The following is a 26,041-nucleotide window of genomic DNA, read 5'->3' as shown; positions in this document are numbered from 1 at the left end:
TTAGATCTGGCCGCCCGTCACAGCAACGGATTCGGCTGCTTGGGCCGGCCCGACGGCGGGGGCAAAGTCGTGCGGTTCGGGCAGGTGCGTCACGCTGATGCGCTTACGGAAAATCCAGTACGTCCAGGCCTGGTAGGCCAGGACCAACGGGAGGCCAATGGCAGCCACGATGGACATCAACCCCAACGTGTAGCTCGAGGACGATGCGTTCTCCACGGTCAGGTTCCACACTGGGTTCAGTGTGGAGGGCAGCACCACGGGGTAGACAGCGCTGAAGATGGACGCGACTCCGGCCAAGAGAAAGCCGCCCATGGCCAGGAAGCTGAATCCTTCCCGGCCCGCCCGGTTGGCCACCCACGATGAGATGGCAGCGACCACGGCAACAGCGATCAACAACCAGCTGAACCACTTGCCGTTTTCGGCGGCAACCGCGATGGCCCAGAGCGCCATCGGCAGAAGTCCCACCGGCAACCAGCGACCCACTAGGCGGCGCGCCCGGTGGCGGACGTCGCCGTCGGTCTTCAGCGCTATGAATGCAGCCGCGTGAATCACCGCAAAGCCGACCACGGCCAAGCCACCCAGTACGGCATACCAAGTGAACCAGGCGAAGGGCCCGCCGACCCGGTCACCATTGGCATTCAGTGGCAGGCCCGTGGTGGTCAGGGCCAACATGGCACCAACACCAAACGCTGCAAGCAGCGAGCCGACGGCGATGGCCCAGTCCCAGACCCGCCGCCACATCTCCGAGTGGATCTTGCCACGATATTCGAAGGCCACGGCGCGGAAGATCAGGGCAAGCAGCACAAAGACAAGCGGGATGTACAGGGCTGAAAAGAGCGAGGCGTACCAAAAGGGGAAGGCCGCAAAGGTGGCGGCGCCGGCCGTAATCAACCACACCTCGTTGCCGTCCCACACCGGCCCCACGGTATTGAGCAGGAGCCGGCGCTCCTTCTCGTCACGGGCAAAGGTCTTCATGAGCATGCCAACACCCAAGTCGAAGCCCTCGAGGAAGAGGTAACCGGTCCAGAGCACGGCGATGAGTATGAACCATAAAGTAGGCAGAAAATCCATCATTAGTCCTTTAGTTCCAGCAGCAGATCAGGGAGCGTGGTGTGGTACCGGCAGGAATCAATACGCGAACGCAAGAACATCGTCGCCGCCATCTCCGCCCGGGCCGTTGGCGCCGTCGTCCTTCTTCTTCGTCTGGTCGAGTTCGGGCATAGCAGAGACAACTCCGCCCCGGATGTACTTGGTCAAGAGCTTTACCTCCACCACGAGCAGCACGGCGTACACGGTGGCCAAGGTAACGAGGGAGAAGATCACCTCGCCGGCAGAAACTCCCGGGGATGCGGCCGCAGCCGTGAACAGGAAGACCTGGTCCACGCCGCTCATGGAGGGGTTTGGTGCCACAACGAAGGGCTGGCGGCCCATTTCGGTGAAGATCCACCCTGCCGCATTGGCCCCGAACGGAGCAAGGATGCCAATCAGGGCAAGGCGCATCAGGCCCTTGGACTTCGGTACTGTGCCCTTGCGCGTGACGAAGAGCGCAACTGCGGCGGCCATGGCGGCGAGCCCGCCGAAGCCGATCATCATACGGAAGCCCCAGTAGGTGACAGGCATGACCGGGACGTAGTTGATCTCTTGGCCAGCGTTGGCGCCGTACATGGGATCATCGGGGAGGTATTTGCCGTACTTTTCCTGATACTTGGGGACGAGGGTGTTGACGCCCTTGATCTCGGTGTCGAAATCGTTGTGGGCCAGGAAGGAGAGCAGACCCGGAACTTCCATGACGGCGACGACGTCGGAACAGTCTTTGGCTCCCACATCACCTAGGGAAAGTATGGAGAAGCTCGTGCCGTCATGACAAGCGGCCTCGGCTGCGGCCATTTTCATGGGTTGCTGTTCGAACATGAGCTTTCCCGACATGTCTCCGGAGATAGCCGAACCGGCAAAGGCAATCATGGCCACGACGGCACCAATCCGCAAGGACTTGATCCAGACCGAGTGATCCCGTTTGTCGCGGCCAGGGATGGTTTCGGAGCTGCCAACAATGACGCGTCCGTCAGCACCAACAGTGTCAATCCCGTCCTTGCGGCGGCGCCACAGGTGATACCAGGAAATACCCAATAGGAACCCGCCGGCCACGGCGAAGGCACCGGTGATGGTGTGGAAGAAGGCCACAACCGCGGTGTTGTTGGTGAATACAGCCCAGGCGTCGTTCATGACCGGACGCCCATCAACCATTTCCACTCCAACCGGGTGCTGCATCCAAGAGTTGGCCACGAGGATGAAGTACGCCGAGACAATGGATCCTGCCACGGCTATCCACAGGCAGGCGAGGTGAACCTTGGCCGGCAGCTTTTTCCAGCCGAAGATCCATAAACCAAGGAAGGTGGACTCGACGAAGAAGGCCAGAAGCGCTTCCATCGCCAGCGGGGCGCCAAAGACGTCACCCACGAAGCGGCTGTACTCGCTCCAGGCCATGCCGAATTGGAACTCCTGAACAATGCCGGTGGCCACGCCCATGATGAAGTTGATCAGGAACAGCTTGCCCCAGAACTTCGTCATCCGCAGGTATTCTTCTTTGCCTGTTTTGAGCCAACGGGTCTGCAATATCGCAACCAGCCCACCGAGCCCAATAGTGAGTGGCACCATCAGGAAGTGGTACACGGTCACTATCCCGAACTGCCATCGGGCAATGTCCAGAGCTTCCACGAAATTCCCCTCGTCGTTCTAAAAACTTCAGGTCCCGCAATAATTTCTACTTGCTGTAGAAGTTCTAGTTCTACCCTGTGTAGAACATTGCTGTCAAAAGCTGTACATTAGAGGTGTGCACATGTTCCGTGTGCCACGTTTTGACGCACAGATTTTATTTTAAGGAAGTACATGGCAACGCTTGGAGATCTCGAAAGAGCTGTCATGGACCTGCTGTGGGAACATCAGGAAGCCATTACGGCCAATAGTCTGCGCGACCTGCTCTCGCAGCGCCCCTCCTCGGAAGACAGCTCCGTTGAGTCGCGGCCATTGGCCGTCACTACAGTTCTGACGGTCCTCTCACGCCTAGAGAAGAAGGGCCTGGTGGAGCGCGAACGCTCCTCACGCCCGCACCGCTACCGCGCCGTAACAAGCCGCGAGGACCACACCGCCGAACTCATGCTGGAAGTCCTGGGTTCCGCACCGGACCGCGAGGCAGTTCTCGCCCGATTCATCGGCACGGTCAGCGCAGGGGAAGCCGAAACCCTTCGCAAGCTGCTGGGCCACTAGCAACCGCACCGCCGCCATCAGTGCCGTTTCACGGTAAGTTGTAGTACATGTTTTGGACCTCTTGGTTCCTCGCCGCCCTTGCCGTGGTCTTGGCTTGGCCGGTTCCCGTTTTTCTGGCTCGTGCGGCATGGCCCGCACGAGCCCCTTTTGCTGCCATGGTGCTCTGGCAATCGATCGCACTCGCCGGTGGGCTCTCAATGATCGGAGCCATGCTTTGCTACGGGCTGGTGCCACTGGGCGACAATTTGGCCAGAGGCCTGCGGGGCTTGGCAAACATTCTTCTTGGCCAACAATCACTTGACACGCTGGGCCTGGTGCACGCCTTCGCCCTGAGCGCGGCAGCGCTGCTTTCCGCGCACCTCGTCTTCACACTGTGGCTGAGCTACTTCCGGATTCTGCGCCAACGCCGCCGCCACAGGGACCTGCTGAACCTACTCAGCTCACCTTCGGATGATCGGCCCGACACCTTCGTGATCAGCCATCAGGCGCCGGTTGCGTACTGCCTGCCGGGTGGCTCGCGATCCATCACCGTCTTGTCCGAGGGCCTGCTAAAGCTTCTCTCCCCCGATGAACTGCGTGCCGTGCTCCTCCACGAGCAGACACATCTGACGCAACGGCACCACCTGTTGTTGTGGGCATTTGCCGCCTGGCGTTCGGCACTCCCCTGGTTGCCGACCTCGAAGCTGGCCCAGCGCGCAGTGTCCTCACTCATCGAGATTTTGGCCGACGACGTCGCCTTGCGTTCGGTGAGCAAGTCAACCCTAGTCACGGCCATCGCCTTGGTGGCAAGTGGGCCGGCACAGCTTCCGGCCAACACCCTGCTGGCCGGCGATACCAGCCAGATCGACACACCAGCAACCACCTCGGCACGGTTGGGGCGCCTGCTAACTCCTACCCCGAGCTTGGGAGCCGGGCTTCAGGTGCTGGTGGTAGCCGGGGCAATCCTGCTCCTTGCCATTCCCACGGCACTGCTGCTGGTGCCTGGCATCATGCCTTGATTGCAGTACGGCGCCTGAGCGCTATGCGTCGATCCGGTCCTGGTCCAGGAATTCACTTCCGGCCACAATAAAGTCCTTGCGCGGTGCCACCTCGGAGCCCATCAGCAATTCAAAGGTGTGCTCGGCACGGTCCGCATCGGTGCTCGTGACCCGACGCAACGTTCTGTGGCGCGGATCCATGGTGGTCTCGGCCAGCTGGTCGGCGTCCATCTCACCCAATCCCTTGTACCGCTGGATCGGCTCCTTGTAGCGCTTGCCCGTTTTTGCCAGCTTCGCCAGCAACGTATGAAGTTCCTTCTCGGAATAGGTGTAGATCATCTCGTTGGCCTTGGCGCCGGCGTTGATGACCTCCACCCTGTGGAGCGGCGGGACAGCGGCGAAGACACGTCCGGCGTCGATCATGGGACGCATGTACCGGAAGAAGAGCGTGAGCAGCAGGGTCCGAATGTGTGCACCATCCACATCGGCGTCCGTCATCAGGATGACCTTGCCATAGCGTGCCGATTCCAGGTCAAAGCTACGGCCCGAGCCTGCTCCCACCACTTGGATCAGGGCCGCGCATTCGGCGTTGGCCAGCATGTCCCCCACCGACGCCTTTTGGACGTTGAGAATCTTTCCACGAATGGGCAGCAGGGCCTGAAAATCGGAAGACCGCGCAAGTTTTGCCGTACCGAGTGCGCTGTCACCTTCGACGATGAACAGCTCGCTCTTCTCGACTTCGTTACTGCGACAATCAGCCAGCTTGGTGGGCAAGGACGAGGTCTCCAACGCGTTCTTGCGGCGCTGAGTTTCCTTGTGAACTCGTGCGGAAATACGCGACTTCATCTCCGAAACCACTTTTTCAAGCAGCGTCGCGGCCTGAATCTTCTCCCCGCGGGCCGTAGATTCCAGCTTGGCCTTGAGTTCGCGTTCCACAACCTTGGCCACAATGTTCTTCACTGCAGGCGTGCCCAAGATCTCCTTGGTCTGGCCCTCAAACTGCGGCTCGGCAAGACGAACCGTCAACACGGCCGTCATTCCCGCCATAACGTCATCTTTCTCGATCTTGTCATTGCCAGCCTTGAGCTTGCGAGCATTGGTCTCAATGACCTTGCGGAACGTCTTGAGAAGAGCAAGCTCAAAGCCCTCCTGGTGGCGCCCACCCTTGGGTGTCGCGATGATGTTCACAAAGCTGCGCATTGTGGTGTCATAACCCACGCCCCACCGCAGCGCAATGTCCACCTCACAATCGCGCTCCACGGCCGTGCTTTCCAGATGGCCCTGGGCGTTCAAGACCGGAACGGTCTCCGTGAACGTACCGTTGCCATGAATGCGCCAAATGTCGGTAACAGGTCCACCAACGGAGAGGAAATCTACAAACTCCGAGATGCCGCCGTCGTGGTGGAACGTCTCTTCGTGGGTGGCAAACTCCCCCGGAGTACCTGCAACACGGCGTTCGTCAACAATGCGGATCTTCAATCCCGGAACCAGGAAGGACGTCTGGCGCGCCCTTGCCACGAGTTCCTCATAGGAGAACTTCGCGTCGGCGGTGAAAATTTGGCGATCGGCCCAGTATCTGATGCGGGTTCCGGTCACTCCACGCTTGGTGGTTCCCACAATGTCAAGGCTGGAGTCCTCAACGAACGGTTCGAATGTCACCTCAGGGCTGAGAGTTCGGCCGACGTCTTTAAAGTGCCCCGGCTCGCCCCGGCGGAAGCTCATCTGGTAAGTCTTTCCACCACGATCGACCTGTGCGTCCATCCGTGCGGACAGGGCGTTGACCACGCTGGCACCCACGCCGTGCAAACCACCGGATGCTGCGTATGAGCCGCCACCGAACTTACCGCCGGCATGCAACTTGGTGAGAACTACTTCCAGTCCGGTGAGTCCGGTCTTGGGCTCCACGTCCACAGGGATGCCACGGCCGTCGTCGTGCACTTCAACGGAATTGTCCTTGTGCAGGATCACGGAAATGTTCTGGCCGTAGCCGGCCAGGGCCTCGTCAACAGAGTTGTCGATGATCTCCCAGAGGCAGTGCATCAGTCCGCGGGAGTCGGTGGAGCCAATGTACATGCCGGGACGTTTCCGGACAGCTTCCAGCCCCTCCAGAACAGAGAGGTGGCGGGCGCTGTAATCGGAACTCGAACGTGCCACGGTTGGCATACTCCTTATGACTGTGTTGGCAAAGCCTGTGGGCCAAGCAAATATAGGGCGGTCAGGCCTGCACCTGCCTCACTCAAGGTTAACCGCTGCGGGCGCCGGCCCCTGACAGGCGTGCCGTATCGACACGGCTACGCGGTGAGCGAAAGTACACCCTTCCAGGGATGGAACAGCGACGACTAATGGTTATATAGGTATCAAGATCTATGAAGGAGGCCATCATGACTACCACCGCCATCGCCAGCCGAGAGCTGAATACTTTGGACCGTTGCGACCGCTGCGGCGCCCAAGCCTACGTGCGGGTCGTTCTGGAATCCTCCGGCGGGGAACTCCTCTTCTGCGGACATCATGCCCGCTCGGTTGAGGCTAACCTGAAGCCCATCTCCTCGGAGTGGCACGACGAGACCAGCCGTCTCACCGAAAAGGCTCCGGTCCCCGTGGACTAAATAATTTTCCAAATGTAGGGCCCCGGATTCGTCCGGGGCCCTACATTTTTGCCCTTTTACCGGGCCTCGCCCTCAACGAGCCCAAAAACAAAGTAACCCGCAGTTGTGGTCGAAAAAGCGCCTCAAAGGGCATTTTTTCGACGACTACTGCGGGTTACTTGCAAGGCCCATCCTTGGGCCCACGCGGCCGAGGGACCCAATGTTTGGATCGCTAGCGATCTAAACATTGGGAGGCCGTGGGGATTAGTCCAGGTAGTCGCGCAGAACCTGTGAACGCGACGGGTGGCGCAGCTTGGACATGGTCTTGGATTCGATCTGACGGATGCGCTCACGCGTAACTCCGTAGACCTTGCCGATTTCGTCTAAAGTCTTCGGCTGACCGTCGGTCAAACCGAAGCGCATTGCGACTACGCCGGCTTCGCGCTCGGACAAGGTATCAAGTACCGAGTGAAGCTGTTCCTGCAACAAGGTGAAGGACACTGCGTCGGCCGGTACAACAGCCTCGGAGTCTTCAATCAAGTCACCGAACTCAGAGTCACCGTCTTCACCCAGCGGGGTGTGGAGGGAGATGGGTTCGCGGCCGTACTTCTGAACCTCAACAACCTTTTCCGGGGTCATGTCCAATTCCTTGGCCAATTCTTCCGGTGTTGGTTCGCGACCAAGGTCCTGCAGCATCTGCCGCTGAACCCGGGCCAACTTGTTGATGACTTCCACCATGTGCACGGGAATACGGATGGTGCGCGCCTGGTCGGCCATGGCGCGAGTGATGGCCTGACGGATCCACCAGGTGGCATACGTGGAGAACTTGAAGCCCTTTGTGTAGTCGAACTTCTCAACTGCACGGATCAGGCCAAGGTTGCCTTCCTGGATCAAGTCCAAGAAGAGCATGCCACGGCCTGTGTAGCGCTTTGCCAACGACACAACGAGACGAAGGTTGGCCTCGAGGAGGTGGTTCTTGGCGCGGCCGCCGTCATGCACAATGCGGTCGAGATCGCGCTGGAGCTGGGGGTCCATGGAGTCCCGGCCAGCTTTGAGCTTCTCGGTGGCAAAAAGACCAGCCTCAATGCGCAGGGCCAAATCGACTTCCTGCTCCGCGTTGAGCAAGGCAACCTTGCCGATCTGCTTCAGGTAATCCTTGACCGGGTCAGCTGTTGCACCGGCCGACATGACCTGCTGGACGGGTGCATCGTCGTCGTCGGAATCGGAGTAAACAAAGCCGGTTCCGGTGGCAACTGGACGCTCGGGTTTTGCGTCGTCCTGCTCGTCCTCTTCTGCAGCGGAATCCGAGCTCTGCTCTTCTTCATCTTTAGCCTTGGCCTTGCCGCGTCGGGCCGGGGCAGCCTTCTTGGCGACAGGGGCCGCATCATCACCGGCTGCAGCCTTCTTGGCAGCGATGGTGGCAGCGCGCTTCTGTGCTGGAGTCAGCGGCGCGGTGGCTGAAGAGGTGGGATCCTCGATCTCCTTCGTTGGGGAGACTTTGCTCTTGGCAGTAGCAGACACAGAAAACCTTTCTTACGGCGGTCTGTGGAGTTACCTTCGGGCAACACCACTATGACCCTGTCAAGTCCGCGTTGCTTGGCGCATCACTTCTGCTTGGAGGGTCTAAGGGTATAACTCCCTGTGGGGCGGCTTTGTTCCCGCCTCACCAGAAGAAAATGCCTTCCGGATCCTTATATTCCAAACTTCATTAATGCATCAACACGAACCCAACCGGGTCTCGACTTATAGTGTCTCACGATTTGCCTCGTGCTCCTTGCCCGCACCGCCGCCTCGACCATGTTTTCCGCACCCATTCCGCTTGCATCCACGAGCGCTGCATCCCCAAACTGGCCGACGATTCGCTAGGCCGCTTGGTCACCGATGCTTTCATCCTTGCGGCCGTGCCAGGCGGTGCGCTGGTCCTTGGCGCAGGCTGCTATGTAGCCAACGGCAAGCAGCTGATCCAACATGCTGGCCAGCCGGTACCGGGGCTGGAAGCCTTGGCACAGCTGAAAGTAATTGCCCGCCCAGGTGCCCCGGCCCTTGCACCATTGAATCCATCCCAGCAGGCAGAGCACCGGAGCCTTGTCAGCGGCATTCGTGGCGCTGGCAAGGAAGGCCAGCAGTGGTTCGGCCCTGTCCAGTCGGTCCCAGTTCGGCCCTCTGGCCCCGCCGTCGTGGTCCCCAACCTCGCCCACCAAGATGTTGCCAAAGTCTCGGCAAGCCAGGAGGTAGGCCGTGTCGCTGTAGCTTTCAATTTCTACGATGCTCGGGGCTGACTGGTTGCCACCATGCCAATTGCGAGGCGCCACAACAGAAGTCATGTCCCCTTCCAAGAGTCCCATCCCGGATGCCCCGGTGAGCGCGTGGTTCGCAGTGGTTGCCAAGGCCACGATGACTGTATCGCGCACTGTGGTGTCAGCCAGGCTGGCCAGCAAGAAGGCGGTCATGGAAGCATCGGGTGTTTTGGGCCATCGACTCAGGCTGTATTCCCAGGCGCCGAGAGTGACTGCGATCTGCGCGGATCCGCGGCCGGAGTCAGCCAGCGGCTCCCGTAGATCGTTCCCCGCGGCGGCGACCGAGGTAGCAAAAGCTTCATCCTTGACGGCAATGAGCTCCCGAATCTGTTCCTTGGGGCTTTCCCCGACCATGCTCCCCCGGTAGATGAACTCCGTGTTGACGAAACTTTCCTTGATGGAGACGTTGTCCTTGCCAGGCCACGGACAGCACGCCGCATCCGTGCATTCCAGACTCCGCCAATGCTCGGTGCCCACGTACCAGGCATCCTGTACCGGCATGCCTGCCTCGGCAAAAGCAACACGCAAAGCCAAGTAACTCCCTGCCTGCGGGAAATCCGCTGGGTCAACCCAGTCTTCCCTGCCGAAAATTGCGATAAGGCAGCCATCGGCCTCGCTATCACTGGACAATTGCGATGCGGCAATATCAGCAAATTGTTGTGCATCAGAACTGTCATCCGGCGGCAGATCCAGCCGCATGGTAGCCCGTAGCCGCTTCCCGCTCATGCCGATACAGACGATGCTGTGCTTGGGCCAGTACCCCACCATGTGGGGAATGAAAGCCAGGAGGTCCTCACCGGCGCTTACCCTGATTTTGTCTACTTGATTTCCCATGCCCCAAGGTTCCCGCTGGCCGGGCATGGAAGAAAGGGCCAATAGGCGAAATCGCCGAATCTGTGGATAACGCAGGCACAGATCCGCATAGAAACTAAAAAAATCTTCGGCAAAACCGGAAGCGGCGCTCCCGGCGACCAGCCTCAGCGCTTGCGAGCTGCGCGCTGATCCTTTTGTTCTTGCTTGAACTGTTCACGCCGTCGTCGGTTGTCGGCGATGACATCACGAAGCGGGGGTACCATTTCGCCGCGCTCAGCCATGCCGCGACGAACTTTGCGACGAGTCACGGCTACCGCTGCAAAGCCGAAGCCAAGGACCAGGAACTGGAAGGAAAACGCCACGCGGAAGGCATCAAGGGAGTACAGCCCATCAGGTGAAAAGCCGACACTGTTGAGCAGGTCGAGAATAATTCCGATGATGTACATGCTGATGAGCGCGGCCACGAAGCCACCAACATTGACGATTCCGGTGGCCGTGCCAATCCTGTGGGACGGATTGAATGTCCGCGCGAAGTCGAAGGCAATCATCGACGCCGGACCGCCAATGGCGAGCACCAGGATCAAAATCACGAGCAGCCACAGCGGTGAAGGACCCGAATGGGAAATGACTGCGGCCCAAGCGGCTGCCGTGGCTAACGTCACGGCGAGCACCATGCTTGAACGGCGTAGGGGGTGGCGGCCTACCCAACTGCCGAGGAAGGGACCGCAGATAATGCCAACCACCACAAAAAGGCTCAACAATATGCTGGCTGTTCCGGTATCGAGGCCTTGACCGGATACCAGGAATGGGTAGCCCCAGGTGAGAACAAAGACCGTACCGCTGAACTGGGTGGCGAAGTGACTCCACATGCCCAGCCGAGTACCCGGCTGTCGCCACGCCGTAGACAAATCAATGGCAGTTTCCCTGATTCCGCTCTTGGAGACCGGCGTTTCCAAACCCTTGGGCGCATTGCGCAGCAGGGCAGCAGAGAGCACACACGCCAGCACACCCAACCCGGCGAGGCCCGCAAAAGCAGGGCTCCAGCCTGCAGCGTGAAGGACAAAAGCAAAGGGAGCAAGGCTGATGAGCTGACCAAATTGGCCCAGTTGACCTGTCAGCTGGGTCAGTACCGGAACTCGGTATGAAGGGAACCACAGCGGGATCAGGCGAATGACGGCAATAAATGTCATTGCGTCGCCTGCCCCGACGAAGATCCTGCCAACTACGCCGCCAGGGACAGAGGTGGCCGCCGCCAGCTGCAGCTGACCCACAGCCATCAAACCAGCACCCGTGGCGATCATGATCCGCGGGCCAAACCTGTCTACGAGGACGCCGACGGGGATTTGCAAAACGGCATACACCACAAGCTGAATGACGGTGAAGGCAGAGAGCGCCGACGCCGTAGCGTCAAAGCGATCGGTGGCAACAAGTCCAGCAACACCAAAGGAGGTTCTATGCGTCACCGCAATCAGGTACGCAAATACGCCAACACCCCACACCAACCATGCACGTTTACTATCCACCTGATTAGCTTATGTCAGCTTGGCCCAGCACCCTGTTGCCCTGCGTCACGGCTCGCCAAATACGCTTCGACGGCGGCACCAAGTTCATCGGCATCGGGCAATTCGTCATTGTCCCCGGCCAGGAGTGAACGGCGGGCAGTACCGTCAGCATGTTCGTCGTACTGTTTTTCAAGGTTCGACACAACCGCCGCAACGTCACTGGAGCCCTCGACTTGCTCGGTAATCTGGCGCTCCACTGCCCGGCCGGCTTCCCGCAACCGTTCGCTGGGGAGCATCAGGGATGCCGCGGCTCCCAGGAATTCAAGGCCAGCAACAGCGGCCGGCGGGTACTCGGCGTCGGCCAGGTAGTGCGGCACGTGGATGGCATAGCCAACCACGTTCCGGCCAGCCTCTGCGAGCTTGTACTCGAGGACATGACCCACAGCAGCGGGGATGTCCACGGTCGACTTCCACGCCGAAATGCCTTCGATTAGATCCGGCCGGTTGCCGTGCACCGTGGCGCCAATGGGACGAGTGTGCGGAACTGGCATGGGCACCGAATGCACCCAGGCCACCAGATTGACGTCGAAGCGTTCTACGAGGGAAAGTACGGCGGCGCTGAATCTTTCCCATTGCAGGTCAGGCTCGTTGCCTTGCAAGAACAAAAACGGAGTGCCCAGTGCATCGACCATGCGGTGCAGCACCAGCGAGGGCGCCTTGTAGTCCGTCAGGTGGTCCTCCGTGAACGTGATCCGGGGACGGCGCGAGCGGTAGTCAATAAGCTGATCAATATCAAACACAGCAACGGGTTCACCCGCGAGTTGATCCTTGAGTTCGTGGGAAATTTGCGTGACGACGTGGCCCGCATCGGAGGCCCCCGTGAAGGACATGATCATGTTCGCGCCCTGGAGGTCCGCATCGCCCACCAACTCTTCGTTGAGGACGTACAGGGATTCCGGGCTATTAAAGGGTGTGTATCTGGTCAAATTCATGATTTTCCTCAGCTGCTTGCGTCTCTTGAGTGCACAACACCGCAAGGCCGCCGATCATTCCTTGTCGAAAGCCTAGCCTTGGGACCGGCCATTGAAGGACGACGGCGTAGCCTCCTGAAGCCCTGCCTCGCCTGCCGCTGGCGCGAGCGGGCAATCTGGAGGCGTTGGGGATACGATCGAAGGCAGCGACACCCGTTCAATATCACCAAAAAGTGAGGACTGTATTTCAGTGAGTGTGAAAGAAAACATCAGCTTCCGCGTCATAAGCACGGATCTGGCGAAGGTATCAGCAGACGCATTGGTCATTGCCGTCAGCAAAGGCAGCGACGGTCCCGAGCTTGTGGGCGCTCCCCTGTCCGCTGTAGCCGTTGCATCCCTCAACGGTTCCATGACCGCACTGGGAGTTACCGGTGCGGCCGATCAGGTAGTCCGCCTCCCCGGCCTGCCCGAAACCGGGGCCAAGGTCCTGGTCCTGGCCGGCGTTGGTGCTGCGAAGGACGGCGTGGTCAGCGATGAAGCACTGCGCCGCACAGCTGGAGCGGCCGTACGCCAGCTCGCTGGCCTGAACCACGTGCTCTTTGCCATCCCCACGACGGCGGTTAGCCAGGTCGCGGCGATTGCCGAAGGTGCCGCACTGGGCGCTTACCAATACGCCAGCCTCCACTCGAGCACCAAGGGCAAACTGGAACCCGTTGCCAAGATCACCATCCACTCCACCTTGGCCAAGGATCCGGAACTGGCGGCCGCCCTGGAACGCGCTTCGATTGTGTCCAACGCGGTCAACGCAACCCGCACGCTGGTCAACGAACCCCCGAGCAAGCTCTACCCGGCCACCTTTGCCGAAGCGGCCAAGGACCTGGCCAAGGGCCTCCCCATCAAGGTGACAATCCTGGATGAAAAGCGTCTCCTGAAAGACGGCTACGGCGGCATCATGGGCGTCGGCCAGGGATCATCCCGTCCGCCTCGCATGGTGAAGCTGGAATACAAGTCCGATCGCGCCGTGGCCGATCTGGCCTTCGTCGGCAAGGGGATCACCTTTGACTCCGGTGGCATCTCCATCAAGCCGGGAGCCGGCATGGTCACCATGAAGTGCGACATGGCCGGCGCAGCAGCGGTCCTGAATTCGGTTCTGGCCGTGGCTGCCCTAGGTCTTCCCGTAAACGTCACCGGATGGCTCTGCATTGCAGAAAACATGCCCTCGGGCACTGCCATCCGCCCTTCCGATGTCCTAACAATCTTTGGCGGCAAGACGGTTGAAGTTCTGAACACCGACGCCGAGGGCCGCTTGGTCATGGCCGACGGCCTCGTCGCCGCATCGCAGGAATTCCCGGACGTCATCATTGACGTTGCTACATTGACCGGGGCCCAGGTTGTGGCACTCGGACACCGCACTGCCGGCGTCATGGGCGATGAAGGTGTTAGCGCGGCGTTGAAGGCTGCGGCCGATCGTGCTGGCGAATTGGTCTGGCCCATGCCTCTCCCCGAGGAATTGCGCCCGTCGCTAGAATCTCCCGTTGCCGACATGGCCAACATTGGCGAACGCATGGGTGGCATGATGACAGCGGCTGTCTTCCTGCAGGAATTCATCGGCAAGGGCAAGGACGGCGTGACCATTCCCTGGGCTCACCTCGATATTGCCGGACCGGCCTTCAACGAAGGCTCACCCTACGGATACACGCCCAAGCAGGGAACCGGCATGGCAGTTCGCACTCTGGTGGCCTACGTAGAAGATGTTGTGGCCCGCAGCGTCTAACCTCGCAGCGTTTAATCACGAACCGTCCCACATAACCATCGGTTGCGGCGTCATCAAGCACTGACGCCGCAACCGTGTTGGACGGGGCAAGAAATGCCAGCGTAAGCAATGCCATAGCGACTATGACCACAATCACCTTTACTGTGACAGCATCGAGGGCGTTGGATGGAACAACTGACGTAAGGTGAATGCTGAAAGTATTTGTCTTTGACTTAGAAGAAGCGTTGCATCCACTTCGGCTGGAATTGTTTCTTTCAATTATTGATGAGATGACGCGCTAACAAAATGTGCGTCACCCGAACGCGAGGGAGCGTCTAAGTGGCCGAACAGGCAGCTGGGCAAGAATTCGACATTTTGGTTCTCGGCGGTGGCAGTGGCGGATACGCAACTGCACTGCGGGCAGTCCAATTGGGTATGACCGTAGGTCTCGTGGAGAAGGGCAAGTTGGGTGGCACCTGCCTCCACAACGGCTGCATCCCCACAAAGGCTCTGCTGCACGCAGCAGAGGTAGCCGACCACGCTCGTGAAGGCGCCTCAATCGGCGTCAACAGCCAGCTCAACGGCATCGACCTGGTCGCAGTCAACAAGTACAAGGACGGCATCATTGCCGGCAAGTACAAGGGTTTGCAGGGCCTCATCAAGGGCAAGGGCATCACGGTCATCGACGGCGAAGGCAAGCTCACTGCAGCCAACACCATCACGGTGAACGGCGTGAACTACACAGGTAAGAACATTGTTCTGGCCACGGGTTCCTACTCACGCAGCCTGCCCGGCCTGGAAATCGGCGGCAAGGTCATCACCTCCGACGAGGCCCTGAGCATGGAAACCCTGCCCAAGAGCGCCATCGTGCTCGGTGGCGGCGTCATCGGCGTCGAATTTGCTTCCGTCTGGAAGTCCTTCGGCGTGGATGTCACCATCATTGAAGGCATGGCCTCCTTGGTCCCCAACGAAGATGCCTCCATCATCAAGGTGCTCGAGCGCACGTTCCGCAAGCGCGGAATCAAGTTCAACACCGGCACCTTCTTCCAGGGTGTGGAGCAGATCAACGACGGCGTCAAGGCCACCTTGGTTGATGGCAAGACGTTCGAAGCTGACCTCATGCTCGTAGCCGTTGGTCGTGGCCCGTCCACCTCCGGCATGGGCTTCGAAGAAGCGGGCGTCACGATTGACCGCGGCTTCGTCATCACCAACGATCGTCTGCACACAGGCGTTGGCAACATCTACGCAGTGGGCGACATTGTCCCCGGCGTGCAGTTGGCACACCGCGGCTTCCAGCAGGGCATCTTCGTCGCCGAGGAAATCGCCGGCATGAACCCGGTCATCGTCGAAGACATCAACATCCCCAAGGTCACTTTCTGTGACCCTGAGATTGCATCCGTTGGTTTGAACGAAAAGCAGGCCAAGGAAAAGTTTGGCGATGCAAACGTTGAAAGCACCGAGTACAACTTGGCTGGCAACGGCAAGAGCGCCATTCTTGGCACTGGCGGCATCATCAAGTTTGTCCGCGAAAAGGATGGCCCCGTAGTTGGTGTTCACATGATCGGCAGCCACATCGGTGAGCAGATCGGTGAGGCACAGCTCATTGTGAACTGGGAAGCGTACCCGGAGGACATTGCTGGCCTCATTCACGGTCACCCCACCCAGAACGAAGCTCTTGGAGAAGCGGCAATGGCCTTGGCCGGACGCCCGCTCCACGGCTAGCAACAAACCCTCTTAGTGCACCCGGCGCCCGCGCCGGGTGCACTAAGCTGAAAATCATACTTAATATCAAGGAATTTCGTGGCGATGCACCCGAGTGCACCATCAGCGAAATGCAGCGCATTAGAAGGAGAACGGGGACGAAATGTCTGAATCCGTGAACTTGCCCGCCTTGGGTGAAAGCGTCACCGAAGGTACCGTTACGCGATGGCTCAAGCAGGTCGGGGACCGCGTCGAAATTGACGAGCCCCTGCTGGAAGTTTCCACCGACAAGGTTGACACCGAGATCCCGTCACCCTTTGCCGGCATCCTGGAAGAAATCCTTGTACCCGAGGACGAAACCGCAGAAGTAGGTGCAACCCTTGCCCGCATCGGCAGCGGCGCCGCTGCTCCGGCAGAGGCACCCGCCGAAGCTGCTCCTGCAGCTGAAGCCGCTCCCGTGGCCGAAGCTGCCCCTGTGGTCGAGGCCGCTCCGGTAGCCGAGCCTGTCGAGACCCCGGCCGCTCCGGCCGGAGATGCCCACGAAGTGGTTTTGCCTGCTTTGGGTGAATCCGTTACCGAAGGTACCGTCACCCGCTGGTTGAAGGCCGTTGGCGACACCATCGAGGTCGACGAGCCGCTCCTCGAGGTTTCCACCGACAAGGTTGACACCGAGATCCCCTCCCCCGTAGCTGGCGTGCTGCTGGAAATTCGCGTTCCCGAAGACGAGACCGCTGAAGTTGGTGGCGTTCTGGCACTGATCGGTTCCGCCGCAGCTGCCGCAGCTCCCGCCCCGGCCGCAGCTGCACCTGCCGCACCCGTAGCCGCTCCGGCCGCCGTTGCTGCTCCTGTTGCAGCTCCCGCACCGGCCGCTGCTCCTGCCGCTCCCGCAGCAGCTCCGGCGGCTGGCGCCGAGTCCAACTACGTGACTCCGTTGGTGCGCAAGCTTGCCAACCAGCAGGGCGTTGACATCGCTACCGTCACCGGCACCGGTGTTGGTGGACGCATCCGCAAGCAGGACGTCGTTGCAGCAGCAGAGGCCGCCAAGGCTGTTGCCGCCCCGGCCCCCGCAGCGCCTGCCGCAGCCGCCGCTCCTAAGGCTGCCGCCGCCGTCGTACCGTCTTCATTGCGCGGCACCACGGTCAAGGCTCCTCGGATCCGTCAGGTTATCGCCCGCCGCATGCGCGAGTCGCTGGAAGCTTCCACGCAGCTCACGCAGGTGCACGAGATCGACATGACGCGCATCGTCAAGCTGCGCACCAAGGCTAAGAACCAGTTCCAGGCCACCAACGGCACGAAGCTGACTTACCTGCCTTTCATTGCTAAGGCTGTCACCGAGGCACTGAAGGTGCACCCGTCGGTCAACGGTGAATACAACGAGGAAACTCAGCAGATCACCTACCACGACGCCGAGCACCTCGCGATTGCTGTGGACACCGACAAGGGCCTGCTGGTTCCTGTCATCTCCAACGCAGGCGATCTGAACCTCGCTGGCCTGGCCGGCAAGATCGCCGATGTTGCTTCACGCACCCGCAGCGGCAAGATCGGTCCGGACGAGCTCTCCGGCGGCACGTTCTCCATCACGAACATCGGTTCTGTTGGCGCACTGTTCGACACCCCGATCATCAACCAGCCCAACGTTGCCATCCTTGGCACCGGCGCGATCGTCAAGCGCGCAGTGGTTGTTGCTGATGCAGACGGTGACGACACTATCGCCATCCGCCACATGATGTACCTGTGCCTGACGTACGATCACCGTCTGGTGGACGGCGCAGACGCTGGCCGCTTCTTGCAGACCTTGAAGGCTCGCTTGGAAGCTGGCGCATTCGAAGCTGACCTGGGCCTGTAATACGCCTTAGTCGATGAATGCTCGACGGCGGCCCGTGACTTGGAAACTCAAGTCACGGGCCGCCGTCGTTGTGTCTGCTGTTGTTGCTAGCCATGTCATGTTTCCCACATAAGGCGGACCTTGATAGACACTGTGTCACCAAGTTGCCTAAGCTGGGGACATGGACTTTTTACGCTTAGTGCTCGTGTTTTTGCATATCCTCGGTGCCGCCGCAATCGTCGGCGGCTGGCTCGCCGCCTTCAAGACGCCCACCGTTAGCAAGTGGCAGTGGATTGGTGCGCTGACCCAGCTCATCACCGGCCTGCTGCTGGTCGGTCTGGCCGAAATGGGCGACGGCGACGTCAACCATATGAAGATCGGCGTCAAGCTGCTCATCGCCCTGGTTATTGCCGTTGCCGCCTTCATTGGCCGCCGCAAGGTCAAGAACAACCAGGACGTCTCCAAGGGCATTGCCCACGCCGTGGGTGGCATGGCCTTCATCAATATTGCCGTGGCGGTTTTCTGGGTCTAGTACCTCAGAACACCCTGTGGGATTGCCGCTGTGGCGACTTAGACCTGGTCTACGTCGACACAGCGGCAATCCCATTCTTGTTGACGGGTGGGCGCCGCGATTTTATTCAGACGCAGTGATTTATTCAGGCGCAGTGTGTCATCGGCGCACGTTGCGGCGTTCAACCGCATAGGGTGGATGTAGGTGCCAAGGAATGCTCTGGCATCACGATTATTTAATTCTTCACAAGAATTCTTCACAATTCACTTTTTTCACAAGGAGTCAACATGGCTGCAACTCGTAACGCCCACGCAGGCTGGGTCGGCGACCTTCCCACCGGCGGCGGACAGGTCACGCTGGACAGCTCGGAACTGGGCACGTTCGACATCACATGGAAGGCCCGCACCGAGGCCTCAGAAGGCAAGACAAGCCCGGAAGAGCTCATCGCGGCAGCCCACTCCTCCTGCTTCGCAATGGCCTTCTCCCATGAGCTGTCAGGCGCCGGTTTCGCGGCAGAGTACGTCAACACCAGTGCGGCCGTCACCTTCGTTCCCGGTACGGGCATCACGGGAAGCCACCTCACGCTGGCAACGAAGATTCCCGGCATCAGCCAGGAAGACTTTGACAAGATTGCCAATGGCGCCAAGGCCGGATGCCCCGTTTCTGCAGCCCTCGCGGGAGTCGAGATCACTCTCGACGCAACGCTGGAAGCATAGCAACACCGGACACCTCGTCCCCTCAGCTTCAACAGAGTGGGCGGCAGCTACGTTAGTGGCCGCCGCCCACTCTTGTCATTAATTGCCTTGTCTTTATTTGCCTCGTCTCCAGCTACTTTGCTTCCGGCTACTTTCACCCATCCGGCAGAATTTCAGCGATGACCCACCGCTGATCAACCCGGGTCAGGACGATCGTCAACTCCTGCCGTTGTGGCTCGGACTGCCGGTGCACTATGGCGCCGGCAGCGTCCTGTTCTGCAAATGCGCTGGTCGTAATCGTTGCGTGAACGGTGACCGTGGCAGGATCATCGGCACTCCCACTGTCACTGGCTGGCCGCGCATCCCGGGCACTATCGATGCATGCCTCGGAAACACGGGTATCCAGCCCGGTAAAGGAGTGCCTAAGACTCTTGAGCGTGTCGACTACGGATTGGTCGGCTTCAAAGGCAGCAGAGCCGGGGGCATTGATCCCAGCCAATAAATCCGCATCGGCATTAGACAGTGCATAGGAACGCGCCCACGCCAGTGCATGCAACGCCGCCACGGGGTCTTGTGCTGACAGCCCTTTTCTCTTCTCTGTCGGCAATCCTGCCGCCCACGTGAGGGCAGCCACATTGGCTACGCTATCGTCTGCCAGCATGCTTGCGGTTGGATCCGGAAGACTGCTTGTCCGCGATAGTCCCCACGATCCCTGGAAGGTCGTCAAGGCGGCGGCAACGGCAATGACCGCCACGACAACTGCCGCGGAAACCAGCCGCTTCTTGGTGTTCCTTGGACGCCGCACTACTCCCGCTTCGCTGGCCCACACCAGGGCAGAGTGCCGTCTGGAGCGCCGAACCGGCGCCGCATGGCTGCGCGACCGTAGGGCATTAGTCCGCTGGGGACCACGCTGCGATGGCACGATTCGCAACATCAGATTCACGGCGCGTTGTGCCCACCTGGACGCAGGCCCTCTGGTCTGTCGGGCCATCACGTCATGTCGCGTCAATAGATCTGGCAAGACGCTCGAATGGACGGCGTTACCCAAGGCTACGGGCGCCGCCTTGGCGCTGCGGAACACCGCCTGCGCAAAGGCAGCCGCCGTCGGCCGCAGGACAGGGCTTTCTTGCAATCCCGCTTCTAGCGCGGCAACCAACTCGGCAGGCACGTCCGGCACAAAGGTTCCCAATGGAAGCCTGTCACGCGTAGGTGGCGCAGGACGGCCCGTGAGCAAGAACCAGCCAACCGAGGCCAAGGAATACACATCGGAGGCCTCGGTCCTTGAGGTGTCACTCTTGCAGTAAAAGCCGGGCGTGCCCGCTGGCGGCCCCTCCGATTGGCCCAACATCCGGCCGAAGCCAAAATCAGACAGATACGGTTTACCCGCCGCGCTGAGCAGGATATTGCCAGGCGATACATCACCGTGCACCGCTCCCCTGCCATGCAGGAATGAGAGTACCTGGCCCATGGGCGTCAAAACCGTGACTGCCTCACCTACGGTCATGGGGCCCTTTGCCGTGACAATCTGGGCGAGTGATCCTCCGGCAGCATGCTCCATGAGCAGAACGTGGGCGCCACTCTCATCCCTCACAAGCTGCTGCAGCCGGATAAGGTGCTCATGTCGAAATTGGGTCAACAGCCGCCACTCCTGTGTGATGTGCCTTTCATTGTGACGAAGCGGGTCTCCATCCTCATCGGAATCAGGACGGCTGGAAACTGGCGCCAAATACTTCGCCGCCACAGCCGGCGAACCGTCCTGGGGTGCCATAAGCCAAACTTGGCCCTGTGTGCCGGACCCCAAACAGCGCACCGGATCGTGGTTGGCGATGGCTGGCGGCTGAGGCTCCACCCCATTGGTGCTGAAAGTGTCCATAAACCAGTAGTAGTCCCATTCCGGATTTTCTGCTCGAAGTTATCCACAGGTCTCCGCGGATGCGTCTTTTCTGATTTAGGCGAAAAAGCTTCGTCCTCTAAAGTGACTCCTATGAGTGTTCAGTTCTCCGAGCTCGGATTTGAGCCTAATTTCATTGATTACGTCAGCGCCTGGGACCAGCAACGAGCTATTCATGCTTCCGTTGTTGCCGGCGATGCCCCCAATACCGTTTTGTTGCTGGAACACGCCGCCGTGTACACAGCAGGCAAACGCACCGAAGACCACGAACGGCCCTTCGACGGAACGCCAGTGGTCAATGTAGACCGCGGCGGGAAACTCACGTGGCATGGTCCCGGCCAGTTGGTCATGTACCCGATCGTGCACCTGGCCGACGTCCGCGGCATCAGGGCGTACGTCCATGCCCTCGAAGACATCATTATTGAGGTCCTTGCTCACTATGGCGTCGACGCCCTACGCGTTGACGGACGCCCCGGCATTTGGTTGCTCGCCGACGACAAGGGTCCTGATCGAAAGATTGCGGCCATCGGCATCAGGGTTCACGAAGGTGTGACCATGCATGGCATTGCCATCAACGTGAACAACAGCCTGGCCCCCTACGCGCAAATTATTGCCTGCGGCATTGAAGATGCCGGGACCACCACCCTGCAGGCCGAAACTGGCCTGGACATCGCACCCAAGGACATCGCTTCTCTGGTCCAGAGCGCCACCGCCCGGATCCTTGCGCCCCTTGTGACAGACATCCAGCCTGCCGCCACGCCGGAATCGACTCCCAGCGAAGGAGTTTTCTCATGACGTTGGCGCCTGAGGGTCGTAAGTTGTTGCGTATTGAGCAGCGTAATGCTGCTGTTCCGGTGGAGCGTAAGCCGGAGTGGATGAAGGCCAAGGTCGAGATGGGCCCGGAGTTCATCGCGATGAAGAACCTGGTCAAGGGCGAGGGTCTGCACACGGTGTGTGAAGAGGCTGGCTGCCCGAATATTTTTGAGTGCTGGGAAGACCGTGAGGCGACGTTCCTCATTGGTGGTTCCGAGTGCACGCGGCGCTGTGATTTCTGCCAGATTGATACAGGCAAGCCGTCCCCGATCGACAGGTTCGAGCCCACGAAGGTCGCCCGCTCGGTCGTGAAGATGAACCTGCGCTACGCCACCGTCACGGGTGTGGCTCGTGATGATCTGGCTGATGAGGGTGTGTGGCTCTACGCCGAGACGGTGCGGAAGATTCACGAGTTGAACCCGAACACCGGGGTGGAGTTGTTGATTCCTGATTTCTCCGGCAAGCCCGAGCACATCACCGCGATTTGTGAGTCCAAGCCCGAGGTCTTTGCGCACAATGTGGAGACCGTGCCGCGGATCTTCAAGCGCATCCGTCCGGCGTTCCGGTATGAGCGTTCCCTGGATGTCATTAGCCAGGGTCGTGACCATGGGATGGTGACGAAGTCCAACCTGATTCTGGGTATGGGTGAGACGCGTGAGGAAATCTCTCAGGCCCTGCAGGATTTGCATGATGCGGGGACGGATCTGATCACGATCACCCAGTACCTGCGTCCTTCCGAGCGGCACCTGCCGGTGGATCGTTGGGTCAAGCCGCAGGAATTCCTTGAACTCTCGGCCGAGGCTGAGGAGATGGGCTTCCTGGGTGTCATGAGTGGACCGTTGGTGCGTTCTTCGTACCGGGCCGGGCGTTTGTGGGCCACGGCCATGCGGAAAAAGGGCCTCGACATCCCCGAACACCTCGCACACATCGCCGAAGGCATCGAAGATTCCGGCCACACCCGCCAGGAAGCCGCCTCCCTAATCGCAACACCATAATTTCTTTCAAAACCCGCTAGAATTGACTTACTATGGCCAAAACCACTGACACAGCATCCAGCAACGCTGACGAACCCAAGCGCTCCTTCTTTTCTCGCAAGCCGAAGCCTGGCGCGCCGAATAAGGTAAAGAAGCCCAGCCGCATCAAGCAAATGGTGGACATCTTCAAGATGACCCGCCGCCACGACCCCATGATCACGTGGCTAATGCTTGGTGCATTCCTCGGCTTGATCCTGGTTTCCCTCGTGGTGACCTTGCTGGTCTCCCCCGGTAATTGGATCACCGGCTTGCTGGTCGGCATCCCCCTTGGACTCTTGGGTGCTTTGCTGATCATGTCGCGCCGCGCTGAGCGCGCTGCTTACTCCCAGATCGAGGGTAAGCCCGGAGCTGCCGGAGCAGCCTTGAGCTCGCTTAAGCGCGGTTGGATCTTTGATGAGCAGCCCGCTGCTGTCAACCCCCGCACCCAAGACGTGGTGTTCCGCGCCATCGGCAAGCCCGGCATTGTGCTGGTCACCGAAGGCCCTTCGACTCGAGTGAAGAGCCTCGTTGATGCAGAACGACGACGTCTCTCTCGTATTCTGCCCAACGTCACCATCACCGTCATCGAGACGGGTAAGGGCGAGGGCCAGACCTCGATTGCCAAGGTCACGAAGCAGATGAACAAGCTTAAGGGTGAACTGACCAAGGTTGAGGTCAGCACCGTCAACAAGCGCATTGCCTCGTTGGGTAACAAGCTGCCCATTCCGAAGGGCATTGACCCGAACAAGGCACGCCCGGATCGCAAGGCTGCTCGCGGACGCTAGTAGCGAACGCAACAATTTTGAGAAATAGAGTGGGCCCGGCAGAACTTCTGCCGGGCCCACTGTCGTTAAGCGCCAACTTCCACGCGCCGCCCAAGCATCAGGCCAGTGCCCGCAGCCAGCCGTATGGCCTATGACTGTTAGGACTCGACGCGCACCCAAAATATGGGACCTTAAAAAGAACCGGCCCCGAGACACGCCCGGGGCCGTACATTTTATTAGCGACGGACCAGAATGGTCTTCATGGCCTTGTCATGAAGACCACGGTGGTCTGCATCAACGATGATGGCCGGGATCACCAGGCACACCAGCAAGGTGCGAACCACACCGGCCAGCAGGCCCGCGGGTCCGCCGTCGAGCCTTGTCACCTGGATGCCCATGATCCTGTGCCCCACGCTGTATCCAAGGGTTCCCACGAGGACCATTTGTTCGGCGGCGAAGATGGCCAGGATGGCGTTGGGATTGGCGTCGAAAAAGGCAATCGCAATCAAATACGACAGACCCCAATCGATGCATAACGCGAGAATTCGCCGACCGGCCCTAGCCATGGAACCCCGGCCAGATTCCGGAAGACCCAACCGCTGCCCGGGAAATTTGGATATATTGGATGTGTCCGGCCCAGAGAGCCAAGAACCTATGTCTTTACGATCTACCACCCCTCCAGCCTACCTTCGCGCTTGCAAAGCCCGAACATCCGGCCACTTCGGAGGGCTTGTAACCTGCCCGAAACAATTCGGACACGATAAGGTAATGGGTTCGTTCTAGGCTGGTCACAGTTGTACAGGCACCATGGCCGCACCCAGCCGGCCAAACCCCATAGCGCCGAGGAGCGTAGATGTTCAAGAACGCGGAAGAAGTACTCCAGTTCATCAAAGACGAAAATGTTAAGTTCGTCGATATTCGATTCACCGACCTGCCCGGAGTCCAGCAGCACTTCAACGTGCCCGCCAAGACTGTGGACCTTGACTTCTTCGTCAACGGCCAGCTCTTCGATGGTTCCTCCATCCGCGGTTTCCAGGGTATCGCCGAGTCGGACATGCAGCTGATTCCGGATCCCACCACCGCATTCGTTGACACGTTCCGCAAGGAGAAGACGCTTGCGCTGAACTTCTCGATCGTGAACCCGCGCACCGGAGATCCGTACCACCGCGACCCGCGTGGCGTAGCCGAAAAGGCTGAGGCCTACTTGGCTTCCACCGGAATTGCCGACACTGCATTCTTCGGCGCCGAGGCCGAGTTCTTCGTCTTCGACAACGTCCAGTACGAGTCCTCACCGCAGGGATCTTTCTACAAGATCGACTCCGAAGAGGCCAACTGGAACACGGGCCGCGAAGAAGTTGGCGGAAACTTGGGCTACAAGACCCCCGTCAAGGGCGGTTACTTCCCGGTTGCCCCGATCGACCACCAGGCAGACCTGCGCGACGCCATGTGCATCGAGTTGGATGCCGCTGGCCTCGAAGTTGAGCGCTCTCACCACGAAGTTGGCGCAGCCGGTCAGGCTGAAATCAACTACAAGTTCAACACTCTGGTTCACTCAGCTGATGACCTGCAGAAGTTCAAGTACGTCATCAAGAACACCGCTTGGGCCGCCGGCAAGTCCGTAACCTTCATGCCGAAGCCCGTCTTCGGTGACAACGGTTCGGGTATGCACTGCCACCAGTCATTGTGGAGCAACGGCGAGCCGCTGTTCTACGACGAGAAGGGTTACGCCGGCCTGTCCGACATGGCTCGCTGGTACATCGGTGGTCTGCTCAAGCACTCCTCCGCTGTTTTGGCTTTCACCAACCCGACGGTGAACTCCTACCGCCGCCTGGTCAAGGGCTTCGAAGCTCCCGTGAACATGGTTTACTCGCAGGGCAACCGCTCAGCCGGTATCCGTATCCCGATCACCGGTACCAACCCGAAGGCCAAGCGCCTCGAGTTCCGCGCACCGGACCCGTCCTCCAACCCGTACCTGGCCTTCTCAGCTCAGCTGATGGCCGGCCTTGACGGAATCAAGAACCGGATTGAACCCCCGGCTCCCATCGACAAGGACCTGTACGAGCTGCCCCCGGAAGAAGCCAAGGACATCCCCAAGGCTCCGGAGTCCCTCGAAGCAGCCCTCATTGCTTTGGAGAACGACAACGAGTTCCTCCAGGCCGGTGGCGTCTTCACCCAGGACCTGATCGACACCTGGATCGAATACAAGCGTGAATACGAGATCAAGCCGCTCTCACTGCGCCCGAACCCGTACGAGTTCGAGCTCTACTACGGCTGCTAAGCCACGCATTAGACGCTAAATAAGCGCTGAAACAAACACTGAAGGGCCGGAACATTTATGTTCCGGCCCTTCAGTGTTAGTGCTCAATCTTTAATCTTCGATCCATGCTCTATTTATCAAAGACGTCCTTGGCAGCATCCTTGGCCTGTTCGCCAGCCTGCTTCGCCTTCGCCGCGGCTTGATCCGCGGCGCCCTCTGCCTGAAGCTTGGCATTGTCGGTTGCATCTCCGACGCCTTCTTTGACCTTGCCAGCCATTTCCTGCGCCTTGTTGCTGATCTTATCTCCGAGTCCCATGAGGACCTCCTTCAATATGAATCCAACGGGGTAACACTTTCGAAGCTACGTACCTAGGCTGGGAATTACCTGCATGGACAGTGAAAAGTCAGT

The 26,041-nt window shown here is 59.7% G+C and carries 22 protein-coding genes; 12 read left to right on the top strand and 10 right to left on the bottom strand.

From position 1 onward, the window contains the following. Together cydB and ACP7B9_RS14155 are read right to left on the bottom strand one after the other, a co-directional pair. Positions 1-1,071, bottom strand: coding sequence for a cytochrome d ubiquinol oxidase subunit II (gene cydB, locus ACP7B9_RS14160; RefSeq protein WP_425864376.1), 1,071 nt, complete (start codon positions 1,069-1,071; stop codon positions 1-3). Positions 1,072-1,128: 57 nt separating this feature from the next. Further along, positions 1,129-2,715, bottom strand: coding sequence for a cytochrome ubiquinol oxidase subunit I (locus tag ACP7B9_RS14155; protein WP_425864374.1), 1,587 nt, complete (start codon positions 2,713-2,715; stop codon positions 1,129-1,131). A gap of 171 nt (positions 2,716-2,886) precedes the next feature. On the opposite strand from ACP7B9_RS14155, the gene ACP7B9_RS14150 reads away from it, so the two are divergent. Beyond that, a complete protein-coding gene (locus tag ACP7B9_RS14150) occupies positions 2,887-3,264 on the top strand; it encodes a BlaI/MecI/CopY family transcriptional regulator (RefSeq protein WP_425864372.1) in 378 nt (125 codons plus the stop codon). 47 nt (positions 3,265-3,311) lie between these two features. Then, entirely contained in the window at positions 3,312-4,262 is a 951-nt protein-coding gene (locus tag ACP7B9_RS14145; protein WP_425864371.1) for a M56 family metallopeptidase, read from the top strand. A gap of 21 nt (positions 4,263-4,283) precedes the next feature. On the opposite strand, the gene ACP7B9_RS14140 is transcribed toward ACP7B9_RS14145, so the two are convergent. After that, positions 4,284-6,404: a DNA gyrase/topoisomerase IV subunit B gene (locus tag ACP7B9_RS14140; RefSeq protein WP_425864369.1), complete on the bottom strand. Its 2,121-nt coding sequence runs from the start codon at positions 6,402-6,404 to the stop codon at positions 4,284-4,286. Between the two features lie 218 nt (positions 6,405-6,622). Between ACP7B9_RS14140 and ACP7B9_RS14135 the strand changes: the two genes are divergently transcribed. Next, on the top strand, positions 6,623-6,847 hold the full coding sequence (locus ACP7B9_RS14135; protein ID WP_425864368.1) for a DUF7455 domain-containing protein: 225 nt from the start codon (positions 6,623-6,625) through the stop codon (positions 6,845-6,847). Between the two features lie 243 nt (positions 6,848-7,090). Here ACP7B9_RS14135 and ACP7B9_RS14130 read toward each other — a convergent pair whose 3' ends face one another. From ACP7B9_RS14130 to ACP7B9_RS14115, 4 genes are all read right to left on the bottom strand, one after another. Beyond that, positions 7,091-8,305 carry an RNA polymerase sigma factor gene (locus ACP7B9_RS14130; RefSeq protein ID WP_425864427.1) on the bottom strand — a complete coding sequence of 405 codons (1,215 nt, stop codon included), beginning with the start codon at positions 8,303-8,305 and terminating at the stop codon, positions 7,091-7,093. A gap of 383 nt (positions 8,306-8,688) precedes the next feature. Beyond that, on the bottom strand, positions 8,689-9,957 hold the full coding sequence (locus ACP7B9_RS14125; RefSeq protein ID WP_425864367.1) for a DUF4192 domain-containing protein: 1,269 nt from the start codon (positions 9,955-9,957) through the stop codon (positions 8,689-8,691). Between the two features lie 143 nt (positions 9,958-10,100). Further along, positions 10,101-11,459 (bottom strand): MFS transporter, encoded by a 1,359-nt coding sequence (locus ACP7B9_RS14120; protein ID WP_425864365.1) that lies wholly within the window; start codon positions 11,457-11,459, stop codon positions 10,101-10,103. Between the two features lie 14 nt (positions 11,460-11,473). Further along, complete coding sequence (locus tag ACP7B9_RS14115) at positions 11,474-12,430, bottom strand: proteasome assembly chaperone family protein (protein WP_425864363.1); 957 nt, start codon at positions 12,428-12,430, stop codon at positions 11,474-11,476. A 229-nt stretch (positions 12,431-12,659) separates the two neighbouring features. Here ACP7B9_RS14115 and ACP7B9_RS14110 point away from each other — a divergent pair, with 229 nt between their 5' ends. From ACP7B9_RS14110 to ACP7B9_RS14090, 5 genes are all read left to right on the top strand, one after another. Then, on the top strand, positions 12,660-14,183 hold the full coding sequence (locus ACP7B9_RS14110; RefSeq protein WP_425864362.1) for a leucyl aminopeptidase: 1,524 nt from the start codon (positions 12,660-12,662) through the stop codon (positions 14,181-14,183). Between the two features lie 318 nt (positions 14,184-14,501). Continuing rightward, positions 14,502-15,884, top strand: a complete 1,383-nt coding sequence (lpdA, locus tag ACP7B9_RS14105; protein WP_425864360.1) for a dihydrolipoyl dehydrogenase — start codon at positions 14,502-14,504, stop codon at positions 15,882-15,884. A gap of 142 nt (positions 15,885-16,026) precedes the next feature. Then, entirely contained in the window at positions 16,027-17,709 is a 1,683-nt protein-coding gene (gene sucB / locus ACP7B9_RS14100) for a 2-oxoglutarate dehydrogenase, E2 component, dihydrolipoamide succinyltransferase (protein WP_425864358.1), read from the top strand. A 160-nt stretch (positions 17,710-17,869) separates the two neighbouring features. Next, the gene (locus ACP7B9_RS14095) at positions 17,870-18,220 is read left to right on the top strand and encodes a hypothetical protein (RefSeq protein WP_425864357.1); all 351 of its coding nucleotides are present in this window, start codon (positions 17,870-17,872) and stop codon (positions 18,218-18,220) included. A gap of 266 nt (positions 18,221-18,486) precedes the next feature. Further along, positions 18,487-18,915: an OsmC family peroxiredoxin gene (locus tag ACP7B9_RS14090; protein WP_425864355.1), complete on the top strand. Its 429-nt coding sequence runs from the start codon at positions 18,487-18,489 to the stop codon at positions 18,913-18,915. A gap of 133 nt (positions 18,916-19,048) precedes the next feature. Here the strand turns inward: ACP7B9_RS14090 and ACP7B9_RS14085 are convergent, their stop codons facing one another. After that, positions 19,049-20,767 (bottom strand): serine/threonine-protein kinase, encoded by a 1,719-nt coding sequence (locus tag ACP7B9_RS14085; RefSeq protein WP_425864354.1) that lies wholly within the window; start codon positions 20,765-20,767, stop codon positions 19,049-19,051. 102 nt (positions 20,768-20,869) lie between these two features. On the opposite strand from ACP7B9_RS14085, the gene lipB reads away from it, so the two are divergent. From lipB to ACP7B9_RS14070, 3 genes are read left to right on the top strand one after another with little or no spacing between them, the layout of a single operon-like run. Next, positions 20,870-21,580: a lipoyl(octanoyl) transferase LipB gene (gene lipB / locus ACP7B9_RS14080; RefSeq protein WP_425864352.1), complete on the top strand. Its 711-nt coding sequence runs from the start codon at positions 20,870-20,872 to the stop codon at positions 21,578-21,580. Next, on the top strand, positions 21,577-22,593 hold the full coding sequence (lipA, locus tag ACP7B9_RS14075; protein ID WP_425864351.1) for a lipoyl synthase: 1,017 nt from the start codon (positions 21,577-21,579) through the stop codon (positions 22,591-22,593). The genes lipB and lipA overlap by 4 nt, the downstream gene beginning before the upstream one ends. Before the next feature lie 32 nt (positions 22,594-22,625). Beyond that, positions 22,626-23,396: a DUF4191 domain-containing protein gene (locus ACP7B9_RS14070; RefSeq protein ID WP_425864349.1), complete on the top strand. Its 771-nt coding sequence runs from the start codon at positions 22,626-22,628 to the stop codon at positions 23,394-23,396. A 215-nt stretch (positions 23,397-23,611) separates the two neighbouring features. Here the strand turns inward: ACP7B9_RS14070 and ACP7B9_RS14065 are convergent, their stop codons facing one another. Then, a complete protein-coding gene (locus tag ACP7B9_RS14065) occupies positions 23,612-24,049 on the bottom strand; it encodes an RDD family protein (RefSeq protein WP_425864348.1) in 438 nt (145 codons plus the stop codon). Between the two features lie 179 nt (positions 24,050-24,228). Between ACP7B9_RS14065 and glnA the strand changes: the two genes are divergently transcribed. Beyond that, entirely contained in the window at positions 24,229-25,653 is a 1,425-nt protein-coding gene (glnA, locus tag ACP7B9_RS14060) for a type I glutamate--ammonia ligase (RefSeq protein WP_425864346.1), read from the top strand. 109 nt (positions 25,654-25,762) lie between these two features. Here glnA and ACP7B9_RS14055 read toward each other — a convergent pair whose 3' ends face one another. Then, positions 25,763-25,948, bottom strand: coding sequence for a CsbD family protein (locus ACP7B9_RS14055; protein WP_425864344.1), 186 nt, complete (start codon positions 25,946-25,948; stop codon positions 25,763-25,765). Between the last annotated feature and the right edge of the window lie 93 nt (positions 25,949-26,041).

It is taken from the genome of Arthrobacter sp. TWP1-1, assembly GCF_049897845.1.
Taxonomy (GTDB): domain Bacteria; phylum Actinomycetota; class Actinomycetes; order Actinomycetales; family Micrococcaceae; genus Specibacter.
This window is presented reverse-complemented; position numbering and strand designations above follow the sequence as displayed.